The following is an 18,225-nucleotide window of genomic DNA, read 5'->3' on the forward strand; positions in this document are numbered from 1 at the left end:
GTCCAGGCCGATGTCACCGGAGGAGACGCCGATGTTCGAGGAGTTCATGGGCATCCCGGCCCACCCTCTGCTGCTGCACGCCGCGGTCGCGTTCGTGCCGCTGCTGGCTCTCCTGACTGTCGGTTACGCGTTCGTCCCGCTGATCCGGCCGCACACCCGGTGGGTGCTGGGGCTGCTCGCCGTGGGTGCGCCCGTCGCGGCCCTGCTGACGAAGCTCTCCGGTGATGCCTTCCTCGAGCGGATGCGGGCGGCCAACCGGGTCACGCCCGAGTTCCTGCCGAAGCTGGAGGCGCACCAGGAGTTCGGCGACATCACGCTCTACGCCAGCATCGGGTTGGGGGTGGTGGCCCTGGCACTGGTCCGGCTCGTCCCGCCGAGGGCCGCCGACGCCGGCGCGGACGGACGGCCCGGTCGGCCGCTGACGCTGGCGTTGCAGGTGTTGTCGCTGGTGGCCGCGGCCGTCACCGTGTATTACGTGTTCCGCACCGGCGACTCCGGCGCGAAGGCGGTGTGGGAGGGCCAGTGACGGGCCCGGAAGAACTGTGGTGCGACCCGACCGGAGCCGGGCCGCACCACCTCTGTGGACGGTCAGCCGGCGTGGTACGCCCGGATGATCGTCTGGTCGATTCCGCTACCGCCGTGGGCGGCGGCCTTCACCCGCAACGACACGGACTGCCCGGCGACGGCCGTCGGCAGCGCGACCCGGTAGCTGTCGCCGCTGCCGGTGACCCGGGCCGACTGCCAGGTGGCCCCGTCGTCCGTCGAGGTCCAGACCTGGAACGACGTCACCTTCTGCGCCTTGATGCCGCGCATCTGCCGGACGGCCAGTTCCGCCGTTCCGCCGGTGGCGTGGTTGTTGGTGTCCATCGGCAGCGCGTAGTCCACAGCGAGCAGCGGCAGCGGCACGCTACCGGTGCCGTCCGGCCCGGCCGACCGGAACGTCCACGAGGTATTGACCTTGGTGGAGATCGGCAGGATCAGGCTCGTGTCGACGTCGAGGGTCAGCCGGTAGTCGGCCACCTGCTGCGGCACTGTGAAGTCGGCGAGCGGGCGGTCCCGCTCCTCGACCAGTTTCCCGTTGCGGTACAACGACAGCTTGCGGTTCACGCCGATCGCGGAGCCCTGGAGGCAGTCGGCCCGCTGGTGCTGGTCGGTCAGCGACACCAGGTCGATGTGCAGGTTGCCCCGGGTCCGTGACGGCGCGGTGGCACAGCTGTGGTCGACGCCGGCCGGGTCGTCGTACCAGCCGGAGTGCAGCGGCTGCCGCGCCCAGACCTTGGTCTGCCGACTGCCCGGCTGGTAGGTGCGGGGCGCCTCCTGAGCCGACAGACCACCGTAGACACCCTCGTCGGCCCAGCGGTAGCCGGCCGAGAGGTAGTCGGTGCGGTACGGCGGCAGGTTCCCCTCGTGGGTCTGCGTCACCGGCACTCCGTCCGGGGCGAAGCCGCTGCGGATCAGTTGGGTGACCATCCCCTCCGAGTCCACCTGGTGGAAGCGTTCCTCGATCCGGGCGAGCTTCGCCTGCTCGGCCTTGCTCACCCGGAAGGCGGGGTCGGCCGGTGCGCCGCCCGCGTACTCGTGCACCAGGTTGTAGCGGTACGGCTTGGCGGTGCCGGCGGGCGAGTCCAGGTTGACCGCCGCCCAGGTGCGCCGGGAGCCGACGGTGGGCTTGGGCAGCGCTGTGGTGCGGACCGTCGTCTTCGCCCCGTACCCGCTGATCTGGTGCCACCAGGACAGGCCGTTCGGTGCGGTCTGGACGTTGGTGAGGTCGGTCCGGGTGGGCACGGTGGGCACCCCGTCGACCGTCGCCGTCACCGGCTTGGCCCGCGCCGGGTCGAGCGTCACGCTTCGGGCGCCGCGCACGTCGAGGTCGACCTCGGCGGCGAGGGTCGTCTCCAGCACGTCACTGTCGACGTAGTAGGCGACGGAGGAGCCGAGGATCGCGTACCGGCCGGCCGGCACCCGCAGCGTGAAGGTGTCTCCGGGCGTGCCGCCCGCGCCGTCGTAGTAGATCACCGGGTCGGTGAGGTTGGTGACCATCAGGTTGATCCAGCTCTCCGCGCCGTCCTTCAGGCCCGGCAGCGGCTTCGTCTGGATCGTCAGGTCGTAGCTGGGCTGCTCGACGTAGAAGCTCACCGGGGTCGTCGCGACCAGCTTGCGGCCGGCACGGGCGGTGACGGTGGCCAGGTAGAAGCCCGGTCGGGTGGCCAGCGCCGCACGGTTGACCCGCAGGGTCGCCGCCGCTGTGGCGCCGTGCTTGAGCGTCAGCCGGCTCGTCGACAGCGACGCCGCGCCGCGCGGCACCGGCTGGCCGTCGTGGTTGACGATCGACACGTCGAGGTCGAGAACGGCCGTCGACTCACCGGTCCAGGTCAGCGTCGTCTCGCTGGTCCCGGACTGCGGGTAGGCGAAGGTGCCGAGGTTGACCACCGGCTGGTTGCTGGTCGGGCCGCCGAGGGCCCGGGCCGCGTTGAGCCGGCCGGCCCCCACGGCGTACGGGTCGATGCCGCTGAGGTGGTCGGCGGCACCCACGAGGGCGGCCTTGAGCCGCTCACCGGTCCAGTCCGGGTGGCGCTGGGCGAGCAGCGCGGCGGCGCCCGCCACGTGCGGGCTCGCCATCGAGGTGCCGCTGATCGCCTCGTAGTACCTGTCGATCGGGTCCTGGAGGTTGGTGCCGGCGGCCCGGGCGGCGACGATGTCGACACCGGGGGCGACCAGTTCCGGCTTGGCCACGTTGCTGGTGACCAGCGGCCCGCGGCTGGAGAAGTCGGCGAGCTTGTCGTTCCGGTCGACAGCGCCGACGGTCAGAGCGCTGGCTGCCGAGCCCGGCGAGGAGATGGCGGCGCCGCTGTTGCCGGCGGCGATGACGAAGAGCGCTCCGGTGGACCTGCTCAGCGCGTCGACGGCGAGCGACAGCGGGTCGCTGCCGTCGTCCGGGTCGCTGCCGCCGAGGCTCATGTTGATGACGTCGGCCCGGGTGGCGGCCCACTCCATGGCGGCGATGATGCCGGAGTCGTCGCCGTAGCCGTGGTCGTCGAGAACCTTGCCGATCACCAGCTTGGCGTCCGGCGCCACGCCGCGACGCTGACCGTGGGCGGCCGCGCCGGTGCCGGCGATGGTCGAGGCGACGTGCGTACCGTGGCCGTTGCGGTCGACGGCGTCACCGCCCTCGACGGTGAAGTCGGCCCGGTCGGCGACCCGGCCGACCAGGTCCGGGTGGGTGAAGTCCGCGCCGGTGTCGAGCACCGCCACCCGGACGCCCCTGCCGGTGTAGCCGGCCTTCCAGGCGTCCGGCGCGGCGATCTGGCCCAGGTTGCGGTCCAGGCCGGTGGGTCGCCCACCGCCGGTCAGGGCGGTGGCCCGGACCTTGCGGTCGAGCCAGACCTTCTTCGCGCCGGCGAGCAGCGAGTTGGTCGCGAGCTTCGCGGTGGCCGGGCTCTTCTTGGGTACGCGGCCGGCGACCGCACCGATGCTGGGCAGCGACAGCACGGAACCGAGCGCGGCCACCCGGGCGGACGCGGTGGCGGGCTGCACGATGAGTGGCAGCTCGGCGGAGTTGTCGTCGTCGTAGCCGTCGGCGATCAGCGTGGTGACGTCGAACAGGTCGGGGTCGAGCACCGAGCCGAGCTGGGACGCGACGCGGGCGGGGACGACGTGCAGGTGACCGTCGGGGCCGCAGCTCTGGTGGATCACCGCGTTCTCGTCCGCCGGCCGAATGGTGGCCTGTGGGCAGCCCGATCCGGTGTCCCGTACGGTCACCACGTCCCCGGTCAGCAGGGTGACGGTGTGCGTCTTCCCATCAGCTGTGGCTGCGGGTGCGCCGGTCTGACCGATGTCGCTGGGTCCGGCCGTGGCGGCGCCGCCCGGTAGGGCGGTCAGCGTCGTGGCCGTGACGGCGACGGCCAACAGCCATCGCGTTTTCCTGAGCATGTTGCTCCTCGTCTGATGTGGACTGAGCTGCCTCTTCGGGCGACTTCGGCAAGATCATATGCAGGGGAACGATCATCAGGGCACCCCTTGACGAGGGGGTTTTCCGGCCCTCGCGCTGAGGATTTCGCCGCTGTTTCACCGCCGGGCTCGGTTCGATGTCGTTTCGATTGCCACCCACTGGACCGGCAGCGACGGTGTGGACGACACATGCGTCCCTGGCCGAAGGGATCGACGGGACGCCGGCCCGGACCTAGCATGGCGACGAATGGATCTTCGAGATTGGCCCCTGCCGACCCCGGCAACCAGCCCAACCGAAGGGAGACGCGCATGCGTCGACCCCGTCATCTGGCACTCCTGAGCGTCGGCGTGTCCGGCGCCCTGGTCCTCGGCGCAGCCCCACCCGCGGCTGCCGCTCCGCCCACGCCCACCACGCCCACCGGCATTGTGGTCAGCGACGGCATGACCCAACCGGTGTTCTCGCTCGCCGACGCGATCGAGGAGCGGGTGTTCGTCCAGACCCCTGTGGACACCGACCACGACGGTCGGCCTGACCGGGTGGCGATCGACATCTCCCGACCCCGGGAGACCGCCACGCAGGGCTTCAAGGTGCCTGTCATCTTCGAGCACAGCCCGTACCGCAAGGGCACCTGGGGTGACGTGCCGTACCCGAGTGTGCTGGTCGACGACCTGCCGCAGAACGGCCTGACCGACCGCAACGGGCGCCGCGCACTCGACGCCGGCGCACAACGGGCCCAGGCGAAGGCCAACCTTCCCGGCTCGCTGGACGACTACTACGTGCCCCGCGGGTACGCGGTGGTGCTCGGCCAGAGCGTCGGGACCGGCGACTCCGACGGCTGCCCGACCAGCGGGGACCAGGCCGAGACGCTCGGCACCAAGGCGGTCATCGACTGGCTCAACGGCCGGGCGTTGGGGTACGACGCGAACGGCGCCCCGGTCACTGCCGGCTGGACCACCGGCGCGGTCGGCATGACCGGTGTCTCCTACAACGGGACGCTGCCCAACCAGGTGGCCACCACGGGCGTCAAGGGGCTCAAGACCATCGTGCCGGTCTCCGCGATCAGCAGTTGGTACGACTACTACCGGGCCAACGGTCTGGTGGTCGCGCCCGGGACGTTCCAGGGTGAGGACCTCGACATCCTGGCCCAGTACACCGCCGGGCAGGCCCGCGCCGAGGGGCCCTGCGCCGACGAGCTCGCGGAGATCACCGCGAAGCAGGACCGGGTCACCGGCGACTACTCGAAGTTCTGGCGCGACCGCGACTACCTCGACGCCCGCGACGTCAAGGCCAGCGTCTTCGTCGTGCACGGCCTCAACGACTGGAACGTGAAGACCGAGCACTTCGCCGGCTGGTGGGACCAGCTCGCCAAGCGCGACGTCCCCCGCAAGATCTGGCTGCACCAGGGCGGCCACGGTGGTCCCGGCAGCAGCGCGTCGGTGACCCTGCCCAGCGGGCAGACGTGGACCTACAAGCAGACCGAGAACCGCTGGTTCGACTTCTGGCTGTGGAACGTGCGCAACGGCATCATGGACGAGCCGACGGCGGTGCTCCAGCGCGAGGACCGGGCCTACACCACGTACGCCAACTGGCCCGACCCGGCCGCACGGGAGGTCGGCCTGCGCTTCGCGGCCACCGACGCCACCGCTCCGGGCACGCTCACCACGGGCAAGCCGCCGAGGGCGAAGCTCGAGCAGAGCTTCGTCGACGAGGGCCGCACCATCCACCCGGACACCCTGGTGTCCAACCCGGACATCACGAGCGCCAACCGACTCGCCTACCGCTCCCCCGAGCTGACGCAGAGCGTGCGCATCTCCGGGCGTCCGGAGATGCGACTGCGGATGGCTGTCGACAACAAGCCTGACGCGAACCTCACCGCGTACCTGGTCGACTACGGCCCGGCCGGGTCGACCGCCGCCCCGACAGTGGTGACGCGAGGGTGGATGGACCCGCAGAACCGCAAGAGCGCCGCGCGCACCGAGCCGGTCAAGCAGGGCAAGCTGTACGACTACCGGTGGACCATGGAGCCGAAGGACTACATCTTTTCGGCGGGACACCGGATCGGCGTGGTCGTCTTCTCCAGCGACCAGGAGTACACCCTGCTGCCGTTGGGCGGCACCGAACTGCGGGTCGCGCCGAACGACAGCGAACTGCGACTGCCGGTTGTCGGCGGGCGGAGCGTCCTCGGGTTCTGATTCCGTCAGTGCGCTCCCGGGTGGGGCAGTCCGACGCGTTCGGGCTGCCCCATCCGCACGTCGAGACCACTCCGCCGCCGTAGCACCGCGTGCTGCCGCGCAGATGCCGCCGGCTGCCACTCAGCCGCGTGATCCACTCGGCTTCCGTGAAGTCGGGGCATCCCCGCCACCCCGACACCGCGACTTTCAGGACCCCGAGTCGATCACGCCGCCTTGACACCGCGTCGCGGTCGCCCTGCCGACATGGTGGGCGCTTTGTCGGGTTTGGTGTCCGGTGTCGGGTGGTCGGGGCCACCCGGCGGCGGAATCGTGGGCCGGGCCGGGTCGTTATACCTGGCAGACCACCGCAACAGTCCCGGTCGCGGGCACAGCAGCCGCCGGGAACACCCGCCAGGCCGCCCCGGTTGCACCCCCCGCACGGCCGAGCACCACAACGGGCCGACCCCGCGGGTGGGCGGAATGATTTGCCACCGGCACCCGTTACACCCTGTCCCGACGCCGACCCCCTCGTTGCGGGTCGCCGGGCAGAACCCCTCGAACCTTCCCCGCACGGTCGCACTGACCCCCCGTTGAGTGCCGTGCGGGTACCCCCGATGCAGAGGAGCACGCCATCATGCGTACCGATCTGATCCGTAAGACCGCCCTGACCGCCGCCGGCCTCGCGTTCACCGGTGGGGCTATCGCCGGCCCGGTGACCGCCGCGTACGCCGCGTCGGATGCCAAGCCGGCCACCCAGACGCAGAGCGACCGCAAGCCCGCCGGTGAGCGTCAGCTCGGTGTGCGCTACGAGGCGCAGCCGAACTTCTACTACTGCGGCCCGGCCGCCACGCGTAACGCCCTGTCCGTGCAGGGCAAGGAGATCAGCGTGGACGCCATGGCCAAGGAGATGGGCACCACCGAGGCCGGCACCAACTCCATCAACGACATCACCCCCGTACTGAACAAGGAGACCGGTAAGAACGACGCCTACCACAGCGTGGAGATCTCCAACCCCAACGCTGACGGTAAGCAGACCGACCGACTGCGCGCCGACATCGTGCGCACCGTGGACGACGGCCGGGCCGTGGTCGCGAACATTGCCGGCACCAGCGTCGACACCGACGGCGGCGTGCACTCCTTCGAGGGCGGGCACTACATCAGCGTCGTGGGTTACCGCGACGGCGGGAACGTGGTGAAGATCGCCGACTCCGCCGATGCGAACACCGCCTCCTACGAGGTCACCGTCGAGCACCTCGCCGACTGGATCGCCACCCGCGGCTACGCCACCAGCTGACCGCACCACCTGACCGAAGGGCCGGACCCCACCACGGGGCCCGGCCCTTCGGCGTCTTTTCCACCAACTGCGGCACGTATTGACAATTGTCGACTTCAGCGTGAGGCTGGGGGCAGTGAGAGCGCTCTCTCACACCGGCCCAACCGGCCACCACCCAGTCTGGCCAGGCACAACTCCGATGCCTTCGGCGGCGGCGCCGGAGCTGTCCCTGACCCGTCCCCCGACAGGAGTCACGATGGACAGGGCCGCACCCCTCTCCGGCATCCCCCGCCGACTGCGCCTCGCCACGGCGATCGGCGCCCTGCTGGTGCTACTCGGCACGTACCTGGTGTCCACCACCAACCGGGCCGACGCCGCCCCCGGCCGAGCCGGCGCCGACTACGGCACCAACGCCATCCGGGTCGCCGAGTTCCCCGCCGACTGCACCTACAGCCACCGGCTGCCGGACGACCCGATCGTCTTCCCCGGGCTGCCCGGGGCGTCGCACATGCACAGCTTCTTCGGCAGCACTGTGACGAACGCCAAGACCACGCTCCCGGACCTGGTCAACTCGCCCACCACCTGCAACCCGCGGGTGGACGTCTCGTCGTACTGGGTGCCGACCCTGTACCGGGACAACGTCGCGGTGGAGCCGGCGATCGCCACGTTCTACTACCTGGGCGAGGGCGTACGCGCCGACGTCGTCGCGAACACCCAGCCGTTCCCGCAGGGGCTGCGGCTCGTCGCCGGCAACGCGAAAGCCACCGGGCCGAACGACAGCATCGCCCGCTGGTCCTGCCTGCACGCCGGGCACGTGCCGCCGTCGAAGGACTTCGTCAACTGCCCGTCGGGCACCATGCTGGAGTCGTACCTGGACTTCCCGCAGTGCTGGAACGGCCGTGACCTCGACTCGCCGGATCACAAGAGCCACCTGGCGTACCCGGTGAACCAGGCCTGCCCGAGCACCCACCCGGTGCACGTGCCGAAGTTGCGCCAGGTCCTGCGTTACCCGGTCACCGGCGACCCGTCGCGGTTCCGGCTGGCCTCCGGGCCGGGCTACACGATGCACGGCGACTTCTTCAACGCCTGGCCGGTAGCGGAGCTGGCCCGCCGGGTCCAGGACTGCATCCGTCCCGTCATCAAGTGCGGTCACGACGGCCGACCGATCTGAGCGACAGTTCCACACCACGGCGGCGGGTCCGGTCCCCCCGGGCCCGCCGCCCTGGGCGGAAGGAGGTCGGATGCGCCAGCCGACGGCGTCCACACTGCTCATCGCGGTGCTGCTCGTCGCCGGCTGCGGCGCCGGGCCACGGGACGCGGCCAGCACCGCCACACCACCCATGACCGCGCCATCGGCGACGGTCGCGCCGACACCCACGGGTACGGCGTTCAACCCCACCGACATCGCCTGGCTGCAACTGACGGTGGCGATGACCGAACGCCTGCTGCCCATACTCGATCTGGTGCCGGCGCGGACCACCGACCCGGCCTGGCGGCGGACAGTCACCCAGGTCGCTACCACCCGGCGCGCCGAACTGGACCGCGCCCGCCGGCTACTGGCCGACGCCGCCGCGCCGACGACGAACCCGCACGAGGGGCACGACATGCCGGGCATGGTCACCGCGCAGGAGATGACCGCGCTGCGGGCGGCCAGCGGGCAGCCGTTTCACCGCCTGCTCGCCGGGCACCTGCGGGCGCATCTCGCGCAGTCGGTCCGGATCGCCACCGCGGAGCAGCAGAGCGGAGTCCAGCCGGCGACCGTCGCGCTGGCCGCGGCTGTGGTCCGGTCCGGCACCGCCGACCTCGAACGACTCGATCACCTCGACCCCGGGTAGTCGCAGGGGGTGGACCGGGCGTTCAAGCCGTCTCCAACTTCCGTGCTCCGGGGAGCGCAAGCTCTCGACCTGGCCAGCGGGAGCGGAGTCTGCGGTCGTGGCTGGCCACGACGACGGCACCCGGGCCGGCGCCCAGGGCGTCCTCCAGCTCGTCGCAGAGCGTCGGCGAGAGGTGGTTGGTGGGCTCGTCGAGCAGGAGCAACTCCGGCGGGTCGGCGACGAGCGCCGCCAGGGCGAGCCGCCGGCGCTGTCCGACCGACAGGTCGGCCACTGCGCGGTCGAGGTCCACCGGGGCGAGCAGTCCGAGCGACGACAGCGGTACGACAGCGGCCCGCTCCATTCCGACGGCCGCGTCGTAGATCTGCCGGGCCGTGCGCCGTGCATCCGCGAAGACGCTGTCCTGGGCGAGCAGGCCGACCCGCAGACCCGGCCGTCGCCAGAGCGTTCCGGCACCGGTCAGGTGGCCGGCGAGCACGGCGAGCAGGGTCGACTTGCCCGCGCCGTTGGCGCCGGTCACCAGCAGCCGGTCGCGGCCCTTGATCTCCAGGTGCGCCACCCGCAGTCGGCCGGGAACCTCCAGCCGCTCCACCGTGACGACGACCTCGTCGCTGTCGCCGACGGCGAGCGCCGGCGCGTGGAAGCGCAGCGGCTCCGACGGCACCGGAACGGGGTCGCGCTCGATCGTCTCCAGTCGACGGGTGGCGTCGCGGACGCGACGGGAGACCTGGTTCTGGACGCGGCCGGCAGTGTGGCCGTACCCCATCTTCTCGCTGTCGCGCGGGCCCCGGCCGTGGGCGACCCGGTGCCCGGTCACGGCGGCGGTCTCGCGCACGTCGGCGAGGAGCGCCTGCTCGTCCTCGTAGCGCCGCCGCCACCGTTGCGCCGCGGCGCGCTTCGCCGTCAGGTACGCGGTGTAGCCGCCGCCGAAGCGGACCGGCCCGTCGACCGCCGGGTCCAGGTCGATGAGATCGGTGCAGACCGCGTCCAGGAAGGCGCGGTCGTGACTGGCCACCACGACCACCCCCGGCATGGTACGAAGCTGGTCCTCGCAGAACTCCGCCGCCACGTCGTCGAGGTGGTTGGTGGGCTCGTCGAGCAGCAGCGCGCTCGGCCGGCGGATCAGCATCGCCGCGAGGGCGAGCCGGCCACGTTGCCCGCCGGAGAGCGCGCCCACCATGCGGTCGTGGGGCAGCCCGCCGAGACCGAGGCCGTCGAGGACCGTCCGGGCACGCCGGTCGGCGTCCCAGGCGTCGCGGTCCTGCGCCCGCTCCAGCACCTCGCCGTACGCGGCCAGCAGCCGGTCGTGCCGCTCGGTGCCCTCCGGCGAGTCGGCGAGCGCGACGCCGATCCGGTCCAGTTCGGCGAGGTCGGCGCGGGCCTCGCGCAGTGCGTCGTCGAGGACCGTGGCGATGGTCGTGGATGGACCGAAGGGCAGCTCCTGGTGCAGGAAGCCGACGTCCGGCGGGCTGGTGACGGTGCCGGAGTCGGGTACGTCGACGCCGGCCAGGACCCGCAGCAGTGTCGTCTTGCCGGTGCCGTTCTCACCGATCAGGCCGATCCGGTGCCCGGGTGCGGCGGCCAGGGAGACGCCGTCGAGCACGCGGCGGCCGCCGCGGACCCGCACGAGGTTGTGGGCGATGAGAGCAGGTCGAACAGACATGGGGAACCTCGGAGAACGACGATCCGGGGCGCACACCGGCACCCCGGCGGGAGCAGGGCATGACGACGGAGGCCGCGACGACGGAGGCGCGATCACGCGCCCGTCGGCGGCCGGTCCGGGTGCTCACCCGGAGATGTCGTCGTCACCTGCCACGTCTGCTCCGATCTCCGGCAACTCGGGCGCAAGAATAACTCGACGATCGCTGGCCTCGGCTCAGCTCCCGCCCGTCCGGTCGCCTGCCCGCAGCGAGTCGATGGTGAGGTCGAGGACGGCTTCGAGGTGGTCGATCTTTCCGGTGGAGAGCAGCAGCAGCACCCCGCCCTGGATGCCGGCGAGCAGCGCCGCGGCGGCCCGGTCGGCGTCGAGGTCCGGGGCGATGTCGCCGGTCGACTGCATGTGCCGGATGCCCTCGGTGATCGCCTTCTGCCAGCGCCACATGAGCCCGGTCACGATCGCCTGCGCGCCGGGCGCCCGCCGGCCGGTCTGACCGAGCAGACCGTTGAGGGGGCACTTCACCCCCTGCGCGAGATACCGCTCGATCAGTCGATCGCGCCAGGCGAGCCAGGCCGGCCAGGACGTCAGGTTGCTCAACATCGGCTCCTGGTCGATGAGCACCTGGTCCGCCTCGTGCCGGGCCACCGCGAGCAGCAATCCCTCCTTCCCGTCCGGGAAGTAGTGAAAGAGCTGGCCCTTGCTGGTGCCGGTGTGGGCCATCACATCCTCGAGGCGTACCTCGTCGACGCCGCGCTCGCGGATCTCGGCGGCGGCGCCGGCGACGATCCGCGCCCGGGTCGCCTCGCCCTTGCGGGTCAACGCCCGTGTCATGAGACCTCCTGGTCTGGACCTGCGGGTCCAACCCTATCCCGGTTTTTGGACTTGCAGGTCCATTTTTGCCGAGCAAAGGTCTGGAACGCGCGGTCCGCAGCGGGCCGACACCACGATCGGGAGGGCACCCACGATGAACCACTACTACCTGCTCGGGCGGTCCGGTCTGCGGGTGAGCCGGCTGGCGCTGGGCACGATGAACTTTGGCGTCGACGGGTTCCACGCCGCGTACGGCAAGACCGAGGAGGAAGCCGAGCCGATCTTCCGGCAGTACCTGGAGTCGGGCGGGAATTTCATCGACACGGCGGACTTCTACACCGCCGGCGAGAGCGAGAAGATCCTCGGCCGTCTGATCGAACGGGCCGGAGTACGCGAGCGGCTCGTGCTCACCAGCAAGGCCACCAACACCGTCGACCCGTCCGACCCGAACGCCAGCGGCAACGGTCGCAAGCACATCATGCGGGCCGTGGAGGCGTCGCTGCGCCGGCTCGGCACCGACTACATCGACCTGTACCTGCTGCACACCTGGGACCGGATCACCCCGGTCGAGGAGGTCGTGCACACCTTCGACGACCTGGTGCGCTCCGGCAAGATCCGCTACGCCGGGCTCTCCGACGTACCGGCCTGGTACGCGGCTCGGGCGCAGAGCTACGCCGAGGCGCACGGGCTGGCCCCGATGATCAACGTGCAGCTGCCGTACTCCCTGGTCACGCGGGACATCGAGGCGGAGCACGTGACGATGGCCCAGACCCTGGGCATGGGGCTCACCGCGTGGAGCCCGATCGGCGGGGGTCTGCTCAGCGGCAAATACCGGCGTACCGGCGAGGGCATGAGCGGGACCGGCCGGTTGACGAACCCCGACGCCGCTGGTCGGGAGATCAGCCCCAGCGACTGGCAGGTGATCGAGGCGCTGGAGAGCGTGGCCGCCGAGTTGGGGCGCAGCATGGCGCAGGTGGCGATCAACTGGGTGGCCACCCAGCCCGCCGTCGGTTCGGTGGTGATCGGAGCGAGCAGCCCCGAACAGCTCGCCAGCAACTTCGGTGCGCTCGACTTCGAGATCCCGGCCGACGCCCGCCGCCGGCTCGACGAGGCGAGCGCCCCGAAGGTCCCGCTGCTCTACTCGATGTTCACCCCGCAGTACCAGTCCTGGGTGGTGAGCCCCGGCCTCGGCATCGGCGACAAGCCGGCCGGCTACGCCCCTCCGGTGTTCAACGGCAAGTAGAACCTCGCCAGGCAAGATCGCGCCCGTCCCGTTCCTGCCCCCGCGCCCCTGCCCCCTGCCCCGCGATCTTGCACTTGCTGTCCCAACATAAGGGGCATCCCACTCATGTCGACAACCAGAAGCGCAAGATCGGCGGGGCAGGGGTGGGTGGGGCGGGGCGGGGCGGCGGCGCTATTGATGGGTCGGCGCGTCGGTCGTCGGCGCCGGCTCACCCTCGTAGAGGGCGACGTACCGCCGGCGCCACTCGTCGCCGTCGGCGCCCAGGGCAGCGAGGTTGAGGGTGTTGTGTTCGACGCCCAACGTCTCCGGCAGGGTGCACACCCGCAGCGTTATCGCGTTCGCGTCGGCGATGCGGCGCGGCACGTCGACCGCTGCCCTGAGGTCCACCACGCCGTCGAGCGGGCTGATCGCGACCGCCGCGGTCCGCAGCCCGGTCCCCCGGGCCGGGTTCGGCAGCGTACGGGCGATCGTCAGGTACTGGGTGACGGCGGCGAGCGAATATCCGCGCGACGTGACGCGGTCGCGGAGAACGCGACGCCCGTAGAGCACGATGAGCGGCTTCACCGCGTAGGCCGGCGCCTGTCGTGGATTGGGACCGAAGAACGGCGACAGCAACAGCAGATGCCGTACGACGTTGCCCGGCACCTGGGCCAGCCAGGCGGCCAGCACGGCGCCACCGGAGATCCCCACGACGCCGACCTCGTCTCCCAGGGCCGACGCGACGGCCCACCCCCGCGCGGCGTACGTCGTCAGCTCACCGGCCTCGACCCGGTGGTGGGCCCGCCGGTCGACGGTCCCGTGTTGGGGCGCCCGGGGAAGCCAGACGTTGTACCCACTGTCGAAGAACTCCTCGGCCAGCCCTTCGTACTGCTCGGGCGCGAGGGTGTACCCGTGCAACAGCAGTACGGCCCGGCTGGTACGGGAACCGTGGCTCAGCAAGCGGCTGCGTGACTCCGGTCGGACCTCCGGATCGGCCGTCTCGGCTGCGATGACGGCCGCGGCGGCACGGGTGGCCGTGTCGAAGTCGAGCGGTCGGGCCGGCGCGACCCGTAGCCCGCGGCGGCCCAACGGCCAGAGATAGAGCCCGACGACCGCCGTCACGACGAGCGCCAACCCGCCGACGAGAAGCGCGATGATCTCCGGCATGGTCAGATGCTGACAGGGGGCGCGTTCAACACTGGCTGAGGGGGTGCGCCCGGGTGACCGGGCGCACCCGGTCAGCTATTCCTGGCTGTTCGGCGGCGCGAAGACGACCCGGGAGCGCAACTGCCGAAAGCCGGTCCGCTCCAACTCCGCCAGCACGGTCACCCGGTGCGATTCCACGTCGGCGATGACCTCGCGGGCACCGCCGGCGGCCAGCACCCGGACGGCCTCGGCCAACAGCTCGGGCCGGGCCTCCTCGTCGAGGAGGCCGAGATAGGCGAGCAGGGGGTAGCAGGCGTCTCCGGCCGTGCCGACCAGCCCGACCGGGTTACCGGCCGTCAGGGCGATGCGCCACTCCTCGGTGTTCTCGCCCAACCAGGCCAGCGGGTCGGTGGCGAGGTCGACGCCGCCGACCACCCGTGCGATCTCGACGCCGGTCAGCACGTCCGGCTCGGCGACCCTGGCGACCAGGGCCTTGATCTCCGCCACGTCGACGGGCGCGCGGAAGTCGTACCGCCCGGAGGACGCCGGCAGGGGGGTGCCCGTCCAGGAGCAGCGGAGCCGCTCCCCCCGCTCGACCAGCCCGGCGAGCCGGGCGGCCTCCATGGGTGCCCGCACCACGGCCAGCACCTCGGGCCGACGCCGCCAGTGCGCCGGCAGTGCGGCGTAGTACAGACCGGGACCGCCCAGCGCCTCGTGGGCGGCCCGCAACAACTCGGCGCCCACCTCCGGCTCGGCGTCCAGATCGAACCGGTCCAGCCACGGGGCACCGACGGCGCCCGGGGGCAGGAGCCAGGCGGCCCGGCCCACCAACCGGCCGGCGCGCAGCGCGACCCAGGTGTTCTCGGGACGGTAGCCGCCGCCGGCGACCCCGTCTGCGTACGCGACCTGACGCAGTTGGGGCAGCGGATCGGGCATGGAGTCGAACAGGTTTTCCTCGCCCGCGACGAGCGGACGGATGACCAGATCAGTCATGGGTTGGTCCTCCGGGAAGCGCGCGCCCCGGGTCAGATCCGCGCGGACGCCGGAGCGCGGAGGGGGCGCAGAACATCGGACATTGTTCTGACCTCCTTCCAGCTCGACGGCGTGCCCGACGACCATACGCCCAGGGGTCGCCGGACCGCAACGGATCGTCACAGCGTCGGGTTGGTCTCCGACCCACGCTTGTGGGCACGCTGGTCGAACACGGTGATGCCGGCCAGGATCACCGCCGCGACGGCCGCCACGGCGACCGGCGGGAGCAGCACCATCACCGGGGCCGCCACGACCAGCGCCACCACGCCGACGTCCAACACCCGACACCGCGGCGCGGAGGCGCTCGCCCGCTCCAGGGTGCTCCGCCCGATCAGGAACAGCACCGGGCCGCCGAAGATGATGGCCACCAGTGCCCAGTCGATCGGCGGGTGCGGATCCTCGATGACCTGCCCGAAGCCGACGGCCATGCAGATGATGCCACCGACGATCAACAGCAGGCTGTAGCTTGCCCACCGCGACAGCTGGACCCCCTCACCGCTCGGGGTCGAGGCATGGCCGGATCTGACGTGGTAGAAGTACATCCGCCAGAACGAGACGACCGCCACGAACGCGGCGACGAGGGTGATGGTTCCCCCGGTCGAGAAGCCCGGAAAGCTGACAGCGGCGCCGGCTTCGAGCACCACCTCGGCGAGAGCGATCATGAAGAACTGGTTGTACCGCTCAGCGAGATGCTCCTGCGAGACGCTGACCCCCGAGCTGGTGAGCTGTCTCCCGCCCATGCGGGGAAGGGGGTAGGTGCTGGCGGCGCCGATCAGCTCGATGGCGAGAGCGAGGGTCCAGAAGACGCCCCGCCCGAGACCACCACTGATGCCGCCGCCGATCCAGAGCACGCTGGACGCCAGGTGCCAGGTCAGCACCCGGAGCGCGAACGCCTGGCCCGCGTGACCCCGCAGGGCGAACGACAGGAAGAGCGGTCGGCCGACCTGGATGACGACGTAGGTGCAGGCGAATATCACGCCGCGTTGGCCGAATGCCTGCGGCAAGGTGACCGCCAGCACCAGCGTGCCGAACATCGTCGCCAGCAGAACGGCCTGCAGATCGGGGCGCCGGGGGTCGTAGGTGCTCGCCAGCAGGGCGTTGAGCGACCAGATCATCCACATCGCCGTGAAGAACAGGACGGTCTGGCCCGCCTCGGACAGCAGCGTGTGCCGGACGATGGTCAGGTCGTCCGCGACCCGCCCGGCGAGGCGGGCCAGCGCGAAGACGTAGACGATGTCGAAGAGCAGTTCCAGGACGGTCGCCGAGCGGGGGCTCCTGCTGTCCCCGAGCCCACGAAAGGTCTCGGTGCGCGTCAGCACGGACGGCGAGACAGCTCAGCCGGCCAGGGCCGCCGGCACGGGCACACCAATGTGGTGACCCTGTTCCGCTGCCATCGTCCCCGAGCCTCCCTCGCCGACCGGCCCTACCTGTTACCTATCTGCGTATTTTATCCATCTTCATCGGGTCTCCGTCGTTGATGGCGGATACCGGGTCGGCGGTACGCCTGATCATCTGTGCCGTCACAGTGCGGTACGAGCCCGGGTCGACGGGGAACAGCCACTGCCGGGCCCGGGTCAGCGGGCCGACGTTGAGCCCCAACTCGTCCAGCACCTCGTCGATGTTGTGCATCGAGAACGGGATGATGTTCGTGCCGCGGGCGTGCCGTCCGTTGGTGCGCTTCGCCATCCAGAACAGTCGGGCGCGCACCTCGTCGCGCATCCGGACCTCGGTCGGCACTGTGATCCCACCCCGCAGGTACGCGGCCGTCCAGACCGCTGCCATCTCCGCGCTGAGCGGGCTGAAGAACGACGAGTTGTAGCCGGCGAACGTCAGCCGCGGCACGCCGATCGGCAGGATCTGCCGGTAGAGCATGAAGTTGCCGGCGTCGTCCTGGAGTCGGGCGTGCAACGCGTCGTCGAAGAACGGCACGTGCTGACGGAAGCCGGTGCCACAGATCACCAGGTCGGCGGGGAGCACAGTGCCGTCGGCCAGGCGGGCGGCGGGCCGGCCACCCTCGACCAGCAACTCGGTGATCACCTGTTCCCGGTGCACGGCGATGCGACCGTCGGTGACCCGCTCGAAGAAACCCTCGGTGGCGAGGCTGACGGTGCTGCGGGCGATGTCCTCGAAGCTGCCCTTGGGCACGAGACCCAGCTCGCGCAGGTTGAGCTGCCGGGTGGCGACCGAGCCGACGCTGTCGACCATGCGTCGGCGCAGACCGTCCCCCGGGCCGTGCAGGAACCGCTCGAAGCCCCTCAGGTGCAGGTAGCGGAAGAGCGCCTCACCCATCCGGGTGAGCAGCAGGTACTTGTAGTTGAGCGCACCACCGAGCTTGCGGGGCATCTTCCAGAGCAGCTCGCGCGCCACCACGTGGGTCTGGGCGGCGACCTCGCTCACCGGGACCGCCACGTCGCAGGACGACTTGCCGTACCCGACCACGAGGACGTTCTTACCTCGGGCCGCCTCGATGTCGTGGAACTCCCCCGTCGCCAGTACGCGCCCTCCGGCGGCGGTGAAGTTCGCGTGCCCGTCGAAGGACGGGACGACCGGGTCGGAGAAGATGCCGTTGGCGACGATCAGGTGGTCGTACCGTTCCACAGTCAGCGGGTCCTGGGCACCCGCCGGCCGCGACGTGACCAGCCACCCGGTCTCGTCGTTGACGAGCTCGGCGGAGGTGACCTCCGTGGACAGGCGCAGCGCGCTGGCCAGCCCGAACTTCTCCACGTAGCTCTCCAGGTACCGCTGGACCTGCTCACCGGACGGCCACTGCGGGTAGTCGGCGGGCATCGGCAGGTCGGAGAGGTGGTAGGTGCCCTTGTCGTTCTGGGTGTGCAGGCCGGGGTAACGCCGGGTACGGCTCCACACCCCACCCACGTCGGGCGCCCGCTCGAACACTGTGGCGTCGAATCCGCTCTGTCGCAGCACCTTCGCTGCGCTCACCCCGGCGAATCCGGCACCGACGACGGCAATCCTCATGATCTCCTCCGAAGGACGTACGAACCGTGCCGGCGCTGACCGCCCGCGGTGGTCGCACGCTAGCGAGCAGACCGGGATTCTCGCTATCCGCGCGACGCGGGCGCTGTCCGCGGTACGCAGTCAGACCCTTTTCCTGTCGGGTCGACGGCTTTCCGGT

13 protein-coding genes are annotated in these 18,225 nt (G+C 71.1%); 6 read left to right on the forward strand and 7 right to left on the reverse strand.

The window, feature by feature from the left end:
• Positions 1-10 precede the first annotated feature (10 nt).
• Positions 11-526 (forward strand): DUF2231 domain-containing protein, encoded by a 516-nt coding sequence (locus ACIA47_RS02680; RefSeq protein ID WP_396704867.1) that lies wholly within the window; start codon positions 11-13, stop codon positions 524-526.
• A 62-nt stretch (positions 527-588) separates the two neighbouring features.
• Here ACIA47_RS02680 and ACIA47_RS02685 read toward each other — a convergent pair whose 3' ends face one another.
• Positions 589-3,930, reverse strand: coding sequence for a S8 family peptidase (locus ACIA47_RS02685; protein ID WP_396704869.1), 3,342 nt, complete (start codon positions 3,928-3,930; stop codon positions 589-591).
• Positions 3,931-4,257: 327 nt separating this feature from the next.
• Between ACIA47_RS02685 and ACIA47_RS02690 the strand changes: the two genes are divergently transcribed.
• The 4 genes from ACIA47_RS02690 (at position 4,258) to ACIA47_RS02705 (ending at position 9,228) form a co-directional block, all read left to right on the forward strand.
• Positions 4,258-6,141 carry a Xaa-Pro dipeptidyl-peptidase gene (locus ACIA47_RS02690; protein ID WP_396704871.1) on the forward strand — a complete coding sequence of 628 codons (1,884 nt, stop codon included), beginning with the start codon at positions 4,258-4,260 and terminating at the stop codon, positions 6,139-6,141.
• Positions 6,142-6,754: 613 nt separating this feature from the next.
• Positions 6,755-7,414, forward strand: coding sequence for a C39 family peptidase (locus ACIA47_RS02695; RefSeq protein ID WP_203118712.1), 660 nt, complete (start codon positions 6,755-6,757; stop codon positions 7,412-7,414).
• Between the two features lie 235 nt (positions 7,415-7,649).
• Complete coding sequence (locus ACIA47_RS02700; RefSeq protein ID WP_203118710.1) at positions 7,650-8,564, forward strand: DUF1996 domain-containing protein; 915 nt, start codon at positions 7,650-7,652, stop codon at positions 8,562-8,564.
• A gap of 70 nt (positions 8,565-8,634) precedes the next feature.
• Positions 8,635-9,228, forward strand: a complete 594-nt coding sequence (locus tag ACIA47_RS02705; protein ID WP_396704874.1) for a DUF305 domain-containing protein — start codon at positions 8,635-8,637, stop codon at positions 9,226-9,228.
• Positions 9,229-9,250: 22 nt separating this feature from the next.
• On the opposite strand, the gene ACIA47_RS02710 is transcribed toward ACIA47_RS02705, so the two are convergent.
• Both ACIA47_RS02710 and ACIA47_RS02715 read right to left on the reverse strand, forming a co-directional pair.
• The gene (locus ACIA47_RS02710) at positions 9,251-10,888 is read right to left on the reverse strand and encodes an ABC-F family ATP-binding cassette domain-containing protein (RefSeq protein ID WP_396704876.1); all 1,638 of its coding nucleotides are present in this window, start codon (positions 10,886-10,888) and stop codon (positions 9,251-9,253) included.
• A 213-nt stretch (positions 10,889-11,101) separates the two neighbouring features.
• Entirely contained in the window at positions 11,102-11,713 is a 612-nt protein-coding gene (locus ACIA47_RS02715) for a TetR/AcrR family transcriptional regulator (protein ID WP_203118707.1), read from the reverse strand.
• 133 nt (positions 11,714-11,846) lie between these two features.
• Here ACIA47_RS02715 and ACIA47_RS02720 point away from each other — a divergent pair, with 133 nt between their 5' ends.
• Positions 11,847-12,935, forward strand: coding sequence for an aldo/keto reductase (locus ACIA47_RS02720; RefSeq protein ID WP_396704878.1), 1,089 nt, complete (start codon positions 11,847-11,849; stop codon positions 12,933-12,935).
• Positions 12,936-13,106: 171 nt separating this feature from the next.
• Here ACIA47_RS02720 and ACIA47_RS02725 read toward each other — a convergent pair whose 3' ends face one another.
• The 4 genes from ACIA47_RS02725 to ACIA47_RS02740 form a co-directional block, all read right to left on the reverse strand.
• A complete protein-coding gene (locus ACIA47_RS02725; RefSeq protein ID WP_396704880.1) occupies positions 13,107-14,081 on the reverse strand; it encodes an alpha/beta hydrolase in 975 nt (324 codons plus the stop codon).
• 75 nt (positions 14,082-14,156) lie between these two features.
• Entirely contained in the window at positions 14,157-15,053 is an 897-nt protein-coding gene (locus ACIA47_RS02730) for an acetyltransferase (RefSeq protein ID WP_396704882.1), read from the reverse strand.
• 158 nt (positions 15,054-15,211) lie between these two features.
• The gene (locus ACIA47_RS02735; protein WP_203124379.1) at positions 15,212-16,411 is read right to left on the reverse strand and encodes a low temperature requirement protein A; all 1,200 of its coding nucleotides are present in this window, start codon (positions 16,409-16,411) and stop codon (positions 15,212-15,214) included.
• A 115-nt stretch (positions 16,412-16,526) separates the two neighbouring features.
• On the reverse strand, positions 16,527-18,068 hold the full coding sequence (locus tag ACIA47_RS02740) for a flavin-containing monooxygenase (RefSeq protein WP_396704884.1): 1,542 nt from the start codon (positions 18,066-18,068) through the stop codon (positions 16,527-16,529).
• Positions 18,069-18,225: the final 157 nt, after the last annotated feature.

The organism is Micromonospora sp. NPDC051227 (genome assembly GCF_044455385.1).
In the GTDB taxonomy this organism is placed as follows: Bacteria; Actinomycetota; Actinomycetes; order Mycobacteriales; family Micromonosporaceae; genus Micromonospora.